Here is a 16,568-nt window from a genome sequence, read left to right as displayed (position 1 = left end):
CGGAGGCCGCCGTGCAGCCGCCCGCCATCCGCACCGAGCACCTGACCAAGCGCTACGGTTCGCTGCTCGCCCTCGACGATCTGAACCTGACGGTCACCGCCGGTGAGGTGTTCGGATTCCTGGGCCCCAACGGTGCGGGCAAGTCCACCACCATCCGGCTGCTGCTCGGCCTGGCTCGTCCGACCGCCGGTCAGGCGCAGATCTTCGGAACTCCCGCCGCCGCGGTGGCCCCGGCACACCAGCGGATCGCGTACGTGCCAGCCGATGTGACGCTGTGGCCGCAGCTGACCGGCGCGGAGATCCTGGAGCTGCTCGGTGCTACCGGCCCCGGCGTCGACGTCGCCTACCGCGACGAACTGGTGGCGCGCTTCGCGCTCGACCTGTCGAAGCCGGGGCGGGCCTACTCCACCGGCAACCGGCAGAAGGTGGCGCTGGTCGCCGCGTTCGCCACCCGCGCGCCGCTGCTCGTGCTGGACGAACCGACCGCTGGTCTGGACCCGCTGATGGAGCGCGAGTTCCGCCGCGCCGTGGTCGAGGCCCGCGACGCCGGAAGCACGGTGTTCCTCTCCTCCCACCAACTTGCGGAGGTGGAGGCCGTCTGTGACCGGGTGGGCATCCTGCGGGCCGGGCGCCTCGTCGAGGTCGCCACCATGCCCGAGTTGCGTCGACTGCACCGCACCGAGGTGCTGGTGCGGTTCGCCGGTCCGGTGCCCGAGTTGACCGACGTGGCAGGGGTCGACGGCGTTCAGGTCGACGGGGCCGCGCTGCGGTTCACCCTCACCGGGCCGCCCGGCCCGGCCCTGCGGGCCCTGGCGGCGGCGGACGTCACCACGCTCACCATGCGCGAGCCCACGCTGGAGGAGATCTTCCTCGACTACTACGGCGAGGAGGGCCGATGAGCGCCGTCGGAGCCGGCGACGCGGGTGCCGCCGTCACCCGGCTCGCGCTGCGTCAGATCCGCCGACCCGCGCTCGTCGTGTCCGCGGTGGCGGCCGGCGTCACCGCCGTCGTCGTCGCCGGGTACGAGAGCACGGCCGGCACCGCGCTCGACGCCGCCGCGTTGGCCACCCTCGCCGAGAACCCGGCGGTCCGCACTCTCTTCGGCGAACCGTTCGCGCTGGACACCCCCGGCGGGTTCACCGTCTGGCGGACCGGCACCGTACTGGCCGTCCTGCTCTCGGTGTGGGGGGTGCTCGCCACCACCCGGGTCACCCGGGGCGAGGAGGAGAGCGGCCGGTGGGACCTCCTGCTGGCCGGCCGGTTGGCGGTGCCGACCGTGCTCGGTCGACACCTCACCGTCCTGGCCGCCGCCGTGGTGACCGCCGGCGGCGCGGCCGGCGTCGTGCTCGTCGCCGCCGGCACACCACCGGGTGGCGCTCTCCGGTACGCGGCCGGTCTCGTGCTGGTCGCCCTCTTCGCCGTGTCGACCGCGTTGGTGAGTGCGCAGGTGATGCCGACCCGGGCCGGGGCGAGTGGGTCGGCCCTGGCCGTGCTCGGCCTCGGGCTGCTGGCCCGGATGGTCGGCGACGGCGTCGCCGCGCTGGGGTGGTTGCGCTGGCTGTCGCCGTACGGGCTGCTCGCCCTCGTCCGCCCCTATCACGACGACCGGCTGCTGCCGCTGCTCGTGCTCGCCGGGGCCGCGCTCCTGGTCGGTGCGGCGGCGATGACGCTGGCCGGACGTCGCGACGTCCGGGCCGGGCTGGTCGCCGCGCCGGCCGGCAGGCCGCCCCGCACCTGGCTGCTCGGCACGGTCGACGGTTTCGCGGTACGCCGGATGGTCCGCCCGCTGGCCGGCTGGTCCGCCGGGATCGGCGCGTACTTCCTGCTGATCGGCCTGCTGGCGACGTCGATGACCCGCTTCCTGGCGGACAATCCGCGCTTCGCCGAACTGGCCGCCCAGGCCGGCTTCACCGAGTTGAGCAGCGTACGCGGCTACACCGCGTCCCTGTTCGTCCTGCTCGCCGTGCCGGTCGGGGTCTTCGCCGCGTCCCGCCTCGCCGAGTTCGTGGCCGCCGAGACGGACGGCCGGTTGACGTCGCTGTACGCACAGCCGGTCCGCCGCAACCGGCTGCTGACCGCCGAGACGCTGGCCACCTTCGCCGGGGTGGCCGTCCTCGTCACCGTGGCGGCGACGGCGACCTGGCTCGGTGCCGCTCTGGTGAACGCCCCGCTGCCGCTGACCGCGGCCCTGGCCGGCACCTGGAACGTGCTGCCGGTCGTGCTGCTCTGCCTCGGTGCGGCGACACTCGCGCTCGGTTGGCTGCCCCGGGCCGCCGCGGCCGTCGGCGTGCTACCCGCGGTCGGCGGCTTCCTGCTCCACGTGCTCGCCGACAGCGTCGACCTGCCCGGATGGGTGGCCGCCGGCTCACCGTTCGCCCACCTGGCGGCGGTTCCGGCCGAGTCCCCCGGCTGGACGGCGGCGGGCGTCATGATCGTGGTCGCGATCGCCGCCGCCGCCCTCGGCCGGCTCGGCAACCGCCGCCGCGACCTGCTGGGATGACCACTGACCGGCGGCGGCCCGGCGGACCAACCGGCGAGCCTCGTCGCCTGGCACACCGGTGGCCCGCAGCATGTCGTTGGCGACGGTCCGCAACTGGGAGACCACGATCGTGCCGGAGAAGCCGATCTCCTGGCGGCATGCCTCACCGGCGTCGTGGACGGCCCGCAGCACCCGCTCCCGCGTCCGCACCGGCTCCCGCATCGACAGGAACTCCTCGTGCATCAGGCGCACGCCCTGCCCCACCTGCTCGACGGCGGTGGACAGGCCGGCCGGCACCGGTTCATGGTCACGCAGCGCGGTGAGAATGCGTCGGACCATCGTCCGGCTGTTGCGGAACGCCCGGTCCAGGTGCTCGGCCCCGGCGCCGTACGCGGCCAGCGCGCGGCGCCGCCGCCACCGCAGCGGGGAGAAGCGGACCACCTCCTCGGCCGCGGTCACCACGTCACCGACCTCCCGCAGTTGCCCCTCGGCGGACCGCATCTCGTCCAGTACCTCCCGCGCCCGGCGCGCGTCCCCTCGGGCCAGCGCCTCCGCGGCCGAGGTCAACTGCCGCGCGAAGGTGTCAAGCGCCGGCCCGGCTATCCGGCGCACGCTGCGGGTCGGGTTCATCGGGACGAGGACCAGCACCACCAGCAGCCCGGTCGCGCCGCCGACCAGGGCGTTCACCGTCCGGGGCAGGACGATGTCGGGCGTGCCCGGTGCGAGGGTGGCGATCAGTGCCGCCGCGCCGCCGGCCTGGGTCACCAGGGCACCGGTGCCGCGTACCGCCACCGCGACGAGCAGCGCACCGAACACGATCACGAACGTCTGCCAGGCGCCGGTGCCGACCGTCCCCACCAGCAGGTCGCCGATCAGGACCCCGACGATCACGCCGACGATCAGTTCGACGGCCCGCCGGGCCCGCCGGCCGATCGAGGTGGCGATGACAGCCACCGCGGCGATCGGGGCGAAGGTCGGGTCCGGGTTGCCGAGCACCCGCTCGGCGACCACCCAGGCGAGCGACGCGGCCAGACCGCCCTGGAAGGCCAGCAGCAGGTGCTGTCGCAGCCGGCCGTAGCTGCCCCTGCCGACGGCCGCGACGCGTCCCCGCAGGCTGCTCATCGAGTCAGCCGACGGGGTGGGCCATGGTTCCGGTGAGGGCCACCGTGCCCGGCAAGCGGGTGTCCTGCCGGAGGAACTGCACCACCACCGGCACCGGTGAGCTGAGCACGCAGCCGTACGGGCGATCGAGGCGGACGGCCTCCGGGTCGATCAGGTCGTTGATCCGTACGTGCCGGATCCGTCGGGCACCGACGGCGAACCGGTACGGCCCGACCGGTTCGGCGTCCTCGTAGTAGAAGGTGAGCGTCACCTCCGCCTCGGAGTCGGCGGTGTTCAGCACGCACAGCTTGTCGAAGCTGGTGAACTGCGGCTCGCCGCCGCTTCCGCCGAACGGCACGTGCCCTCCCGGCACCGCCCACACCTGGGACATCACGCCTCCTCCAGCAGTCGGGCCAGGTCGGGGGTGAGGAACACCCCGTCCGGGTCGAGGCGACGGCGGGCCACCTGGAAGTCGTCCCATCGGGGAAAGAGTGGGCGCAGGTCGCCAGCGGTCATCCAGTGCTTCTTGCCCCAGTGCGGTCGTCCGCCGTACTGCCGGAAGACGTCCTCCATGTCCCGGAAGTACTCCTCGTACGGCAGCGCGGCGTTGTGCAGGCAGGCGATGGTGGTGGTGGTGCGACCGTACGCGTTGCTGAGCCAGATGTCGTCGGCGGCGATGCTGCGGACCAGTACCCGCCAGCCGACGGTGCGTCGGTGTCGGCTCAGGATCCGGCGCCGGACTTCCGCGAAGCAGGCCGGAAAAGCCTCCGACGGAAGCATGTACTCGATCTCCTCGAAGCGCAGATCCCGGTGCTGCGGGATGGTGTCGTGGGTCGGCCCGACCTCCAGTTCCCGGGGCTCCTGCCACCCGTTCCACTCCGGCACCCGACGGGCCGCCCACGTCGACCGCGCGGCCACCCCGTCGACCCGGTTCATGGTGCGGATCTGGGTCAGGTCGCTGCGCGGGTACCAGTAGAAGTCGATGTTGCGGTTGGTGTGCTGCAACTCGGCCAGGTGGTCGAGGGTCCACTCGATCGGGGCGCACCAGGACCGTCGGCGCAACTCGTAGCTGGCCTCCAGGTTCAGGGTGAGCTGGGTCACCACGCCCAGGACGCCGAGGGAGAGCCGGGCGGCGGGCAGCAGCTCGGTGTTGCTGGTCGCCGAGACGTTCAGCACCTCGCCGGTGCCGGTGACGAGGCGTACCTCCGCCACCTGGGTGGAGAGGTTGCCGAAGCCGATTCCGGTGCCGTGGGTACCGGTGGCGGTGGCCCCCGCGATGGACTGGTAGTCCACGTCACCGAGGTTCTCCATCGCCAACCCGGCCTTGTAGAGCCCCTCACCCAGCTCCTTGAGCCGGCTGCCGCCCCGGACCGTGGCCTGGTCGCCGGCCTTGTCGATCACACCGGTCATCCGGTGCAGGCTGACCAGGGTGCCGTCGGTACGCACCAGCGGGCTCGACGAGTGGCCCGAGCCGACCGGGCGCAGCGTGTCTCCCGACTCACGGGCCCGCAACACCAGTTCACGTACCTCGTCCTCGTCGGCCGGCTCCGCGTAGCCGGACGGGGTGAAGGTCAGACTGCCGGACCAGTTGACGAACGGACGCGGCACCCCGGCAACCTCCTCACGACGGACGAACCGTGCGCTTACCCCTGGTCTGGTGGGGTAGTCCTGGGTATGGCGGCACTCGTTCTGACCGCGTCCACGCCCCGAATCGCCGGCGAGGTGCGCCGTGTCTGAGTGGTGGTATCTGGGGCTGGTGGCGGTGTTGTGGCTGGCCGTCGGTCTGGGCACGGCGGCGCTCTTCGTCACTCGTGGCGGGCACCGCAGCCCGCTCTGGTATCTGGTGGGTGCGCTGCTCGGGCCGCTGTTCGTACCGATCGCCGTCGAGCGGGGCCGGGCCCGTCCGCAAGTGGTCGACGTACGCCACCGACCGTCCGAGGCGGTCGGCACCGGGCTGCGCGTGCTGGTCGGCGTGGACGGTTCCGAACACTCCGACCGGGCGCTGCGTGCCATCGCCCGCGCCCTCACCGGAAGCACCAGTGAACTCGTGCTGGTCACCGTCACCAGCCCCGACCTGTCCGACGCCGAGTCCCGGCGGGAGCACGAGCGGGCCCGCCGCATGATCGACGAGCGGGCCGCCGGGCTGCCCGAGGGGCTGCCCCGGCCCACCACCGTGATCGTCACCGGCCATCCCGTCGACGCCCTGCTCACGGTCGCCGACGACCGAGAGGTGGACCTGCTGGTGGTCGGCCGACACGGACACGGGATCGGTGACCGCCTGCTCGGCAGCGTCGCCGAGGGCCTCAGCCACCGGTCGACGCGGGCCGTGCTACTCGGCAGCCTGCCCGGTCGGTGACGTCGACGAACGACCTCGCGCCGCACCGAGCAGCACCTGGGCGGCGCTGACCTCGGCGTCGGCCGGTTCCGTCGGTCCCGGCCGGGAACCATGCCGGCCCGGGGAGCGACTATTGGTACATGCGGTGTGAGCAGTGGCGGGAGATTCTGTCGGCGCAGTTGGACGGTGAGGTCACGGCGGACGAGCAGCGCAGGGTCGGCGAGCACCTGGAGACGTGCGCCGGTTGCCGGACCTGGCTGGACTCGGCGGCGAGGGTGACCCGCCGGGCGCGTACCCGGGTGGTGACCGCACAGCCGGATCTGACCGAGGCGATCCTCGCCGCCGCGCCGCCGCCAGAGCGAGGCCGACGCAGGCTCGCCCCCATCGGGATGCCGGGACGCCTGTGGCCGGCAGCCAGCCGGCGGCTCACCCTGGTCAACGCGCTGCGCGCCGCGCTAGGGCTGCTCGGCGCCGTGCAACTGGTGCTCGGGCTGGCGCAGATCGGCCGGACCGGGACCGCCGAGCACCTGCACTCCACCGGCCAGCACCTGTGGCACGAGTCCGCCGCCTGGAACGTCGCGGTGGGCGCGGGGTTCCTCTTCGTCGCGTTGCGCCGCACCTCGCCGTCGGGGCTGCTGCCGATGCTCGGCGCCTTCGTGGTGACCCTGGTGCTGCTGTCGGTCAACGACCTCGTCGCCTCGCAGGTCGAGGTGCAACGGCTGGTGAGCCACGGTTTCCTGGTGGTCGGCTACCTGATCACGGTGCTGCTGGCGCGTAGCTCCCGCCAGCCTGGCGAACCGGGCGACCGACACCAACCGGAGCGGTCCCGCTGGCGACTACGCCTCGACGAGGTCGACGAACCCGCCCCGCTGCGGCTGCTGCCGCCGTACTCGGCTCAGGCGCACCACGGGCCGGCCCGGGCCGGTAGCGGCGCCGGCAGCCGTGAACAGCGGCGGGTCGCCTGACGACGAACTACTCAACCGGCGGCACCAGGGCGGGCGGGCGGCGGCTCGACCGACCGGATCGCCGCGACCAGGTCCTCCCGGGCCCGGGCCACGCGGGACCGGATGGTGCCGACCGGCACGTCACACACCTTCGCGGCCTCGGCGTACGACAGGCCGAGCAGTTGGGTCGCCACGAACGCCTCCCGACGCTCGGGCGCGAGGCCGTCGAGCAGCCGACGCAGCACCACCTGCTCGTCCACCCCGGCGCGTACTCCGGTCGGCGTGCTCTCGGCGGCGGCCTGCCAGTCGCCGAGGTTCGCGGTCCGTGGCCGGCAGGTGGCGGCGCGCACCTGGTCCACCGCGACCCGGCGGGCGATGGCCAGCAGCCAGGTCCGTGCCGTGGACCGACCCGCGAACGACGGTAGTGCCCGCCAGGCCCGCAGGTACGTCTCCTGGACCAGGTCGTCGACCTCCCGGACGCCGGGCAGGTGGGACAGGAACCGCCGTACGTCGTGCTGGGTGGCCCGCACGAAAGCCGCCGCGGCGGCGTGGTCGCCCCGGCCCGCGGCAAGCGCATGTTCGCTGATGTCGTCGGTCACGGCTGTCATCGCCGTATTGGTCGGTCGAAACCGCCGGTTGGTTCCCGGCCGGGCCGACAACCGGAGGACCTGCGTCTGGGGCCTGCCCCGGACGACGCCGTAGACTGCACTGATGGGGCACCTCACGTGAGCGAGCGGAGTGCCGTGCTGACTGACCAACCGCCGCGATACCGGCACCTGTGCTGGGCCTACGACGACCCGGCCGGGTTCATGACCCATGCCGTGGAGTTCCTACGCGACGGGTTGGCGGCCGGCGAGCGGGTTTGGTTCGTCGTCTCCGGTCCCGCCGAGCCGGTCCGGGACCAGTTGCTCGGTACCCGGGACTTCGCCGACGCACTGCTGACGGGTGCCGCCCAGGTCCGCTCCCTCGACGGCGCGTACGGCCGCACGGCGACGATCGATCCGGCGAGCCAGGTGGCGGCCTACCGCAGCGCCACCCGGGAGGCGGTGGCCGACGGATACACCGGCCTGCGGGTGGCCGCCGACGCCACTGAACTGGTCCGCACCCCCGCTCAGCGCGACGCGTTCGCCCGTTACGAGCATCGGGTGAACGAGATGATGCGCACCGAGGCGTTCCGGGCCATGTGCGCGTACGACCGCTCGCGGCTGGGCGAGTCGGCGGTCGCCGAGCTGGCCTGCCTGCACCCGGAACACAACCTCGGCCAGCTGCTGTTCCGGTTGTACGCCGTACCGCTGAGCCAGGGACAGACCGCTCTCGCCGGTGAGCTGGACCCGTCCAACCATGACCTGTTCCGCACCGCGCTGGACCGCGCGGATCTGCGACCCGTCGAGGACGAACTGGTGCTGGACGCCCACGGGCTCCGCTTCCTCGACCACCGGGCGCTCATCCACCTGAGCGAGTACGCCCGGGACCGGCACGCGACCGTCGTGCTGCGGGCCGCCCGCCCCGGGGTGGCCCGGCTCGCCGCCCTGCTGGACCTGCCCGACGTGCGGGTGGAGGTGGCTAGGTGAGGACCGGCGCGGCCGCCGGGCGCACCGGCTACTTCCATGAGGCTGTCTGTTACGGCTCCGACGAGGAACTGCTGGCCGTCGTGGTGCCGTTCCTGGTCGGCGGCGTCGAGGCGAGCGAGCCCACGTTCGTCGCGCTCGGCGAACGCACCGGCAACCTGGTCCGCGCCGCGTTGCCCGCCGACACGAAGGTCGAGTTCCTGTCCGGCGGTGACGTCTACGGCCGGCCCACCGCCGCCATCCGGATGTACCGCCAGCTCCTCGCCGACCTGGTCGCCGACGGCGCCACCCAGATCCGGATCATCGGCGAGGTGCCGCCGCTCGGTCTCGGCCCCACCTGGGACTGGTGGGCCCGGTACGAGTCGGCGATCAACCGCGCGTACGACGACTGGCCGTTGTGGAGCATGTGCGCGTACGACACCCGGACCACCGCACCCGGCGTGCTGGCCGACGTCGCCGCCACCCACCCGTGCTTCGCCACCCCCGACGGGCGGCACGTGCCGAGTGGCGACTACCTCGCCCCGGAGACGTTCCTCCGCCAGGTGCGCCCGATGCCACCCGACCCGATCCAGGCGGCCCCGCCTCTTGTCGATCTGCTCGGCCCGACGGCGGCGCAGGCTCGCGCGGCCGTGCACCAGGCCGGCCAGGGCGGGCTACCGGACGACGAGTTCGACGACTTCGTCGTCGCCGTCAGCGAAACCGTCACCAATGGGCTGCGGCACGGTCGTCCCCCGGTCCGGTTCCGGCTGTGGGTGGGCGCGGACCGGATCGTGGCCACCGTCAGCGATGCCGGTACCGGGCCGCAGGATCCGTACGCCGGGCTGCTGCCGTCGGTCAACGGGACGCCGGGCGGGTTGGGCCTGTGGATCACCCACCAGTCCTGCAACCACGTCACCTACCATCGCGACGCCGAGGGGTTCACCCTGCGACTCACCGGCGGCCGGCCGTTGGGCGCCTGAGCACAGCGGAACGCCGGGCCGGCGTGAGCCGACCCGGCGTCCGTGCCGCGTACCTGACTACTTGCGGAACGCGTCCTTGATCTTCTCGCCGGCCTGCTTGAGGTTGGCGCTCATCTGGTCGCCACGACCCTCGGCCTCCAGCTGCTCGTCGTCGGTGGCGCGACCCACGCCTTCCTTGATCTTGCCACCGGTGTTCTCGGCAGTGTTGTTGAACTTGTCCTCGACGCCCATGTCAGCCTCCCGGGGGTGCCTGTCGCTACGTACAGTCAGGTACCCAGCAGGACGGCAACCAACCGGAAATTCAGGAAACCGCGCGGAACCGGCGCAGCCGGAGGCTGTTGGCCACCACGAACACCGACGAGAACGCCATCGCCGCCCCCGCGATCATCGGGTTGAGCAGCCCGGCGGCGGCCAGCGGCAAAGCCGCCACGTTGTAGGCGAACGCCCAGAACAGGTTGCCCTTGATGGTGCCGAGGGTGTTGCGGGCCAGCCGGATGGCGTCCACCGCGGCCAGCAGGTCGTCCCGGACGAGAGTCAGGTCCGACGCCTCGATCGCGACGTCGGTGCCGGTGCCCATCGCCAGGCCGAGATCCGCCCGGGCCAGCGCGGCGGCGTCGTTGACCCCGTCGCCGACCATCGCCACCACCCGGCCCTCGCCCTGCAACCGGGCGACCACCTCGACCTTCTCCGTCGGCAGCACCTCCGCGATCACCTCGTCGACGCCCACCTCGGCGGCCACCGCCCGGGCGACCGTGACGTTGTCACCGGTGAGCAGCACGGGTTTCAGGCCGAGCGCCCGCAGCCGCCGTACCGCCTCCGGGCTGGTCGGCTTCACCTGGTCGGCGACGGCGAGCAGGCCCCGGGCCCGGCCGTCCCAGCCCACCAGCACCGCCGTACGCCCCGCCGCCTCCGCGTCGGTCGCCGCCCCGGCAAGGTCGTCCGGTACGACCAGACCCCGCTCGCGCAGCAGCCGGCCCCGGCCGAGCAGCACCTGACGGCCGTCCACGGTGCCGGAGACGCCCAGTCCGGCCACGTTGGTGAAGTCGGTGACCGGCGGCAGCGCGCCGACCTCGGCGGCCCCGGCCACCACCGCCCGGGCGACCGGGTGCTCCGAGCCGCTCTCCAGGGCGGCGGCCAACCGCAGCACCTCGTCGCGTCGCTCGCCGCCGGCGGGGGTCACCGCGAGCAGACTCATCCGGCCGGTGGTCACGGTGCCGGTCTTGTCGAGCACCACGGTGTCCACCCGCCGGGTGGACTCCAGCGCCGCTGGCCCCTTGATCAGTACGCCGAGCTGTGCGCCACGGCCGGTGCCGACCAGCAACGCGGTCGGTGTGGCCAGACCGAGGGCGCACGGACAGGCGATGATCAGCACTGCCACGGCGGCGGTGAACGCGGCGGCCGGTCCGGCACCGGCGCCCAGCCACCAGCCGAGTGTGCCGGCGGCCAGCGCGATCACGATCGGCACGAAGACCCCGGAGATGCGGTCGGCGAGCCGCTGGGCGGCGGCCTTGCCGCTCTGCGCCTGCTCGACCAGGCGGGCCATCTGGGCGAGCTGGGTGTCGGCACCGACCCGGGTCGCGGTGACCACCAGTCGCCCACCGGCGTTGACGCAGCCGCCGATCACCGCGTCACCCGTTGCCACCTCGACCGGTACCGACTCGCCGGTGACCAGGCTGGCGTCGACCGCCGAGGAACCCTCCTCCACCGTCCCGTCGGTGGCGATCTTCTCGCCGGGCCGCACCACGAAGCGGTCGCCCACCACGAGCTGGTCCACCGGTATCCGGGTCTGCACGCCGTCACGGAGCACGGACACGTCCCGGGCGCCCAGTTCCAGCAGCGCCCGCAGAGCCGCCCCGGCGGTTCGCTTCGCCCGCGCCTCGAAGTAACGGCCGGCGAGGATGAAGGTGGTCACCCCGGCGGCGGCCTCCAGATAGATGTTGCCGGAGCCGTCGGTGCGGCCGATGTCGAAACTGAACGGATGGGTCATTCCCGGGGTGCCGGCGGTGCCGAGGAACAGCGCCCACACCGACCAGCCCAGGGCGGCCAGCGTGCCCAGCGACACCAGGGTGTCCATGGTCGCGGCGCCGTGCCGCAGGTTGACCAGCGCGGCCCGGTGGAAGGGCAGCCCGCCGTAGACCACCACCGGGGCGGCCAGGGTCAGCGACAGCCACTGCCAGTAGGTGAACTGCCAGGCCGGCACCATGGCCAACACGATCACCGGGACGCTCAGCGCCACCGAGACCCACAACCGGGTACGCAGGGCGGGCAGCGGGTCCACCGGTTCGGCGGCTGCCGGCCCGGCCGGGGTGGGCGGTGGCGGCAGGCTGGCCTGGTAGCCGGTCTTCTCGACCGTGGCGACCAGGTCGTCCGGGGTGACCGGGTCGGCGTAGGAGACCGTCGCCTTCTCGGTGGCGTAGTTGACGGTGGCCTGCACGCCGTCCATCCGGTTGAGCTTCTTCTCGATCCGGGCGGCGCAGGACGCGCAGGTCATCCCGCCGATGGCCAGCTCGATCAGGTGCGGCGCGGCGGTCAGGGGTCGGCTCGTGCTCATGGTTGGTCCCGTCAGTCGTGCCCGTGCCCGGGGCTGCCGTGCCCGTCCTCGGGTCCGGGGGTCGCGAGCCCGTCGGTCGGCGCGGCGGCACCGCCCGGGTCACCGACCCGCACCGTGAACTCGGCGGTACGCACCACGCCTCGGTGCCGGAAGTCGAGGTAGAGCCGGTACGTGCCGGCCGAGGGGAACTCGGTGGCGAAGCTGACCTGCGGTCCGGGGGCGGTCCGCCCGTCGCCCGGGGCACCCTCGGGGTGTACGTGCAGGTAGGCGAGGTCGCCCCGGCGCAGCGCGACCAGGTGACCGTACGCGCCGAGGTACGGCTCCAGATCGGTCACCGGCGCGCCGTCGCGGTTGACGGTCAACGTCAGCGTGGTGGAGTGCCCGGGCCGTGGGGTGCCGGCCAGGGTGACCGTGTAACCGTCGACGGTGGCGCTGCTCGCCGGAGCGGGCAGCTCTCGCTCGGTCAGCGCGCCGGGGACGGTCACGTCGACGCCGAGCGTCATGGGGTCACCGCCGGTCGGGGTGAAGTCCGCGAAGGCCCGCCACACCCCCGGGGAGTCCAGCGGCGAGGCGATCCGCCAGGTGCCGTCGGCGGCCAGCTCCGGATGGACGTGCCGGAAGCCGGACAGGTCGCGGCGGGCCACGATGAGGTGCATCCGTTCGTCGTGGCTGACGTCGTATCCGGTCACGGGGCGGCCGTCGGGGCCGGTGATCCGGAACGCGAATTCACCCGGCGGCGCGTCGACCGGCACCAGGGAGTAGCCGCGGTCTGAGACGAGCAGGCCGCCGGGCAGCTGCCCGGCCTCCCCTTCACCGTGCCCGACCGGCCCCGCCGCTCGGCCGGTGTCGCCCTCGGCGCGGACGTCACCCCCGTGACCGGCGCCCGCACTGTCGTGGTCGGCGGCGAGCACGTTCACCGGGCCGGTCAGCTGCCCCACCCCGTACGCCGCGCCGAAGACCGCCGCCAGGCCGAGCACGAAACCGCTCAGCCTCGTCGCCGTGTTCATGCTCGACTCCTCGGTTTCCGCCTGCCGGCCGGCTCAGGCGCCGACCAGCTCGTATCCGGCCTCGTCCACCGCGGCACGCACCGCGTCACCGGAGAGCGGTTGGTCACTGGTGACGGTCACCTGACCGGTGGCCAGGTCCACCTGGACGTCGCTGACTCCCTCGATCGCACCGATCTCGGTGCTGACCGCGTTGACGCAGTGCCCGCAGGTCATGCCCTGCACCTGGTACGTCGTGCTGACCATGCGACTCTCCTCACCAGCTCGCCAGGGTGGCCGAGCACCACCCGATACCCGTAGGGGGTATCTACGACATCGACCGTACCATACCCCCTGGGGGTAGGCTATCCTTGTCGGCATGAGCACACCCGCGCCGATCCGTGGTTACACCGCCAGCAAGGACCAACTCCTGGCCCGGCTGCGCCGCGTGGAGGGCCAGGTGCGCGGCATCGAGAAGATGGTCGACGACGATCGCTACTGCATCGACGTGCTCACCCAGATCTCCGCCATCCAGGCCGCGCTGGACAAGGTCGCCCTCGGTCTGCTCGACGGGCACGCCCGGCACTGCATGCACGAAGGTGCCGCCGAGGGACGCGCCGACGAGATGGCGACCGAGATGATGGCCGCCGTGGGCCGGCTCATGAAGCGCGGCTGATCCGACCCGCCGACATACCCTCGCGAACGGCGTCGCGAGTTCGGGCTGGTTACCATTCGCACACGATGGCCAGCCGAAATCCGTGCCGCGCGGCCCGAGGTCGCCGGCGGGCACCCGCCCCTGCCGCCGTCGCGAACCCCTCCACAGCTCACGGTACGCAGCCGCCCCGCCACCTTCCGGCCATTCGGGCTGCCCTTCGACACGGTCGTCCGGCGGCACTGAACCGTCTCGCCCATCGACACGTACTCAGCCCTGAAATCGTTGGGAGACACTGAATGGGCGCCGACCACACCCGTTCCGCTCCGCCCACCCCGCCCCGGGTGCGGCGGATCCTCGTCGTGACGGTGGTCCCCCTCTTCCTCGCCACCCTGGTCGCCGCGATCGTGCTCTGGCCCCGGGACGCCCCGCGTCCCGAGGCCACCGACGACGCCCCCCGCTACCACGGCACGGTCACCCGGGTGGTGAGCGAGCCCTGCCCGCCCAACCCGGTGGTGCCCGAGGGCACCCCGACGACCGCGGCGGGCCCCTGCGGCACGGTCACCGTGCGAGTGCAGACCGGCCCGGACGCCGGACAGGACGTGCAGACGCCCATCCCGGCCGGGCCGGGGGCACCCCGCGTCGACGTCGGCGACGACATCATCCTGGTCTCGCTCGTCGACCCGGAGGATCCGTCGGTCAGCACCTACAACATCGCCGAACACCAGCGCGGCAAGCCGCTGGTGTGGCTGGCCGTGCTCTTCGCCGCCGCCATCGTCGCCTTCGGGCGGCTACGGGGCCTGGCGGCGCTGGGCGGCCTGGCGGCCAGCTTCGCGATCCTGCTGACCTTCGTGCTGCCCGGCATCAGCGCCGGCCAGCCGCCGCTCGCGGTCGCCATCGTCGGCGCCTCGTTGATCATGTTCGTGGTGCTGTACCTGACCCACGGCATCTCCGCGCAGACCTCGGTGGCCGTGCTCGGCACGCTCGCCAGTCTGGTCCTCACCGGGCTGCTCGGGCTGGCCGCCACCGGGGCCACCCACCTGACCGGATTCGGCAGCGAGGACGCCACCACCCTGTCCATGTTCCGGGGGGATGTCGACCTGCACGGCCTGCTGCTGGCCGGCATCATCATCGGCTCGCTGGGCGTGCTCGACGACGTCACGGTCACCCAGGCCGCCGCGGTCAACGAGCTACGCCACGCCAACCCGAACCTCTCCCGCCGGGAGCTGTACCGCTCGGCCACCCGGGTCGGCCGAGCCCACATCGCGTCGGTGGTGAACACCATCGTGCTGGCGTACGCCGGCGCCTCGCTGCCACTGCTGCTCCTGCTGACCGCGGACTCCCGCGCGTTGGGCCAGATCGTGACCAGCGAGTTCCTCACCACGGAGATCGTCCGGAGCGTGGTGGCCACGCTCGGGCTGATCGCCGCGGTGCCGCTGACCACGGCGCTGGCGGCGGTCGTCACCACCGCCGGACGCGGCGAGGCTGGTGCCCGCACCGGCGAACCCACCCCCCTGGTCCCCCGGCCGGCGACGGACCGGGCCGAGGCGCTCCGCGCCCTGAGCACCCCACCCACCCGAAACACGTCCCCCGCCACCCCCTCGGGGTGGCCCGACCCGGACAGGAGCACGGACACCACATGGTGACACTCCTCAACGTGACCGCCCCTGCCGATGCGGCTCGAAACCGTGTCGCTGGTCACTCAAAGCGATTACGAAATGACGCATCTAGTCGGGTTCGGGGCGTAGAAGCACAGATGGACTGTCGGGTAACCTCACTGCCGGTCACCGCCGAAGGCGCGCAGCGGCGCCTGCGGTGCCACCGCCCAATCGCCCTCAGGCGAGCCGGGGACCCAGGTAGGTGGGGTGAATCCGCGAAAGCGGTAGGGGCCACTTCCGTCCCGAACCCGTCAGCTAACCCGGTCGGCGGTCGATGGAAGGGAAAACAGTGACGGCACCCCTACGCCGCTGGTTGACACCCGTGGTGGCCGTGTTCGCCGCGTTCGCCGTGTTCGCCGGCCCGATGCCGGCCACGGCCGCACCGAACGACCCCAAACCGGCGGAGCACGACGACGACCCGCCGATGCTCAACGATCTGATCGAGGCGACCACCCGGGACTACTCAAAGGCCAAGGCCAAGCTGGAGAAGTCCAAGAAACGCCAGCTCCAGCTGGCGGTCGAGGTCCGTGCCGCGCAGGCCGACCTGGACGCGCTCGCTCCGCAGGTCGCCGAGATCGCCACCCAGTCCTACCGGACCGGCCGGGTCGGCGCGATCGCCATGTTGTTGCAGAGCGGCGCACCGGACTCGTTCATCAACCGGGCCTCGGCACTCGACGAGCTGAACCTGGTGAACGACAAGAAGCTGGGCGAGGTCAACGCGATAAAGCTCCGCGCCGAGCAGGCCAAGCTCGCGCTCGACGCCGAGGTGCGCGAGCAGAAGAAGCTGACCAACGACATGGCGCGCAAGAAGAGCGAGGCGGAGAAGTCCCTCCGGCTGGTCGGCGGTGTCGGCCTGACCGGCGGACTGGTGGACGCCACCTCGCCGGTGGCCCGGATCGGGCCGAACCGGTCCTCGGACGGCGGGTGGAAGCCCGAGTCGTGCAGCCAGAACGACCCCACCACGTCGGGCTGCATCACGCCCCGGACGCTGCACATGTACAAGGAGGTCAAGCGGGCCGGGTTCAACCGGTTCGTCGGCTGCTTCCGACCGGGTGACAAGTTCGAGCACCCCAAGGGTCGGGCCTGTGACTGGTCGTTGCAGAACAGCGGCTTCAGCCCGTGGCACAACAACGACACCCGGATCTACGGCAACAACCTGGCGGCCTTCCTGGTCCGCAACGCCGACCGGCTGGGCGTCTACTACGTGATCTGGAACCGCCAGATCTGGTTCGCGGCGACGGAACGCTGGAGTTCCTACAGCGGCCCGTCCAACCACACCGACCACGTGCACGTGTCACTGCTCTGACCCCCCACGCGACGCACCGAGGGCCGTCCCGC

16 protein-coding genes and 1 riboswitch are annotated in these 16,568 nt (G+C 72.6%); of the genes, 8 read left to right on the top strand and 8 right to left on the bottom strand.

The window, feature by feature from the left end:
• Nucleotides 1–11 precede the first annotated feature (11 nt).
• On the top strand, nucleotides 12–899 hold the full coding sequence (locus O7597_RS14210; RefSeq protein ID WP_269740143.1) for an ABC transporter ATP-binding protein: 888 nt from the start codon (nucleotides 12–14) through the stop codon (nucleotides 897–899).
• A gap of 1,466 nt (nucleotides 900–2,365) precedes the next feature.
• On the opposite strand, the gene O7597_RS14205 is transcribed toward O7597_RS14210, so the two are convergent.
• Genes O7597_RS14205 through O7597_RS14195 form a run of 3 tightly spaced genes read right to left on the bottom strand, consistent with a single transcriptional unit; the run spans nucleotide 2,366 to nucleotide 5,188 of the window.
• Nucleotides 2,366–3,601, bottom strand: coding sequence for an FUSC family protein (locus tag O7597_RS14205; protein ID WP_269740144.1), 1,236 nt, complete (start codon nucleotides 3,599–3,601; stop codon nucleotides 2,366–2,368).
• Nucleotides 3,602–3,605: 4 nt separating this feature from the next.
• Nucleotides 3,606–3,971: a sensory rhodopsin transducer gene (locus tag O7597_RS14200; RefSeq protein ID WP_269740145.1), complete on the bottom strand. Its 366-nt coding sequence runs from the start codon at nucleotides 3,969–3,971 to the stop codon at nucleotides 3,606–3,608.
• Entirely contained in the window at nucleotides 3,971–5,188 is a 1,218-nt protein-coding gene (locus O7597_RS14195; RefSeq protein WP_281582924.1) for a D-arabinono-1,4-lactone oxidase, read from the bottom strand. The genes O7597_RS14200 and O7597_RS14195 overlap by 1 nt, the downstream gene beginning before the upstream one ends.
• 121 nt (nucleotides 5,189–5,309) lie before the next feature.
• Between O7597_RS14195 and O7597_RS14190 the strand changes: the two genes are divergently transcribed.
• A complete protein-coding gene (locus O7597_RS14190; RefSeq protein ID WP_269740147.1) occupies nucleotides 5,310–5,936 on the top strand; it encodes a universal stress protein in 627 nt (208 codons plus the stop codon).
• Nucleotides 5,937–6,055: 119 nt separating this feature from the next.
• Nucleotides 6,056–6,880 (top strand): zf-HC2 domain-containing protein, encoded by an 825-nt coding sequence (locus O7597_RS14185; RefSeq protein ID WP_269740148.1) that lies wholly within the window; start codon nucleotides 6,056–6,058, stop codon nucleotides 6,878–6,880.
• Nucleotides 6,881–6,891: 11 nt separating this feature from the next.
• Here the strand turns inward: O7597_RS14185 and O7597_RS14180 are convergent, their stop codons facing one another.
• A complete protein-coding gene (locus tag O7597_RS14180; protein WP_269742668.1) occupies nucleotides 6,892–7,458 on the bottom strand; it encodes a sigma-70 family RNA polymerase sigma factor in 567 nt (188 codons plus the stop codon).
• 126 nt (nucleotides 7,459–7,584) lie between these two features.
• On the opposite strand from O7597_RS14180, the gene O7597_RS14175 reads away from it, so the two are divergent.
• Complete coding sequence (locus O7597_RS14175; RefSeq protein ID WP_269740149.1) at nucleotides 7,585–8,430, top strand: MEDS domain-containing protein; 846 nt, start codon at nucleotides 7,585–7,587, stop codon at nucleotides 8,428–8,430.
• Complete coding sequence (locus tag O7597_RS14170; RefSeq protein ID WP_269740150.1) at nucleotides 8,427–9,386, top strand: sensor histidine kinase; 960 nt, start codon at nucleotides 8,427–8,429, stop codon at nucleotides 9,384–9,386. Before O7597_RS14175 ends, O7597_RS14170 begins: the two co-directional genes overlap by 4 nt.
• 57 nt (nucleotides 9,387–9,443) lie before the next feature.
• On the opposite strand, the gene O7597_RS14165 is transcribed toward O7597_RS14170, so the two are convergent.
• The 4 genes from O7597_RS14165 to O7597_RS14150 all read right to left on the bottom strand — a co-directional run bounded on the left by O7597_RS14165 (nucleotide 9,444) and on the right by O7597_RS14150 (nucleotide 13,187).
• Complete coding sequence (locus O7597_RS14165) at nucleotides 9,444–9,617, bottom strand: CsbD family protein (protein ID WP_269740151.1); 174 nt, start codon at nucleotides 9,615–9,617, stop codon at nucleotides 9,444–9,446.
• Between the two features lie 70 nt (nucleotides 9,618–9,687).
• Nucleotides 9,688–11,937 carry a heavy metal translocating P-type ATPase gene (locus tag O7597_RS14160; protein ID WP_269740152.1) on the bottom strand — a complete coding sequence of 750 codons (2,250 nt, stop codon included), beginning with the start codon at nucleotides 11,935–11,937 and terminating at the stop codon, nucleotides 9,688–9,690.
• An 11-nt stretch (nucleotides 11,938–11,948) separates the two neighbouring features.
• Complete coding sequence (locus tag O7597_RS14155; protein WP_269740153.1) at nucleotides 11,949–12,944, bottom strand: hypothetical protein; 996 nt, start codon at nucleotides 12,942–12,944, stop codon at nucleotides 11,949–11,951.
• A gap of 33 nt (nucleotides 12,945–12,977) precedes the next feature.
• On the bottom strand, nucleotides 12,978–13,187 hold the full coding sequence (locus O7597_RS14150) for a copper ion binding protein (protein WP_269740154.1): 210 nt from the start codon (nucleotides 13,185–13,187) through the stop codon (nucleotides 12,978–12,980).
• Nucleotides 13,188–13,299: 112 nt separating this feature from the next.
• Here O7597_RS14150 and O7597_RS14145 point away from each other — a divergent pair, with 112 nt between their 5' ends.
• The 3 genes from O7597_RS14145 (at nucleotide 13,300) to O7597_RS14135 (ending at nucleotide 16,536) form a co-directional block, all read left to right on the top strand.
• Entirely contained in the window at nucleotides 13,300–13,596 is a 297-nt protein-coding gene (locus O7597_RS14145) for a metal-sensitive transcriptional regulator (protein WP_099847797.1), read from the top strand.
• A gap of 275 nt (nucleotides 13,597–13,871) precedes the next feature.
• Nucleotides 13,872–15,218, top strand: coding sequence for a YibE/F family protein (locus O7597_RS14140; protein WP_281582923.1), 1,347 nt, complete (start codon nucleotides 13,872–13,874; stop codon nucleotides 15,216–15,218).
• A gap of 166 nt (nucleotides 15,219–15,384) precedes the next feature.
• A riboswitch (cyclic di-AMP (ydaO/yuaA leader) is annotated at nucleotides 15,385–15,516 on the top strand.
• 3 nt (nucleotides 15,517–15,519) lie between these two features.
• Nucleotides 15,520–16,536 carry a hypothetical protein gene (locus O7597_RS14135; RefSeq protein WP_269740156.1) on the top strand — a complete coding sequence of 339 codons (1,017 nt, stop codon included), beginning with the start codon at nucleotides 15,520–15,522 and terminating at the stop codon, nucleotides 16,534–16,536.
• Nucleotides 16,537–16,568: the final 32 nt, after the last annotated feature.

It is taken from the genome of Verrucosispora sp. WMMC514 (genome assembly GCF_027497295.1).
GTDB lineage: Bacteria > Actinomycetota > Actinomycetes > Mycobacteriales > Micromonosporaceae > Micromonospora > Micromonospora palythoicola.
Note: the sequence above shows the minus strand (reverse complement) of the source record. Positions and strands in the feature narration are given on the sequence as shown.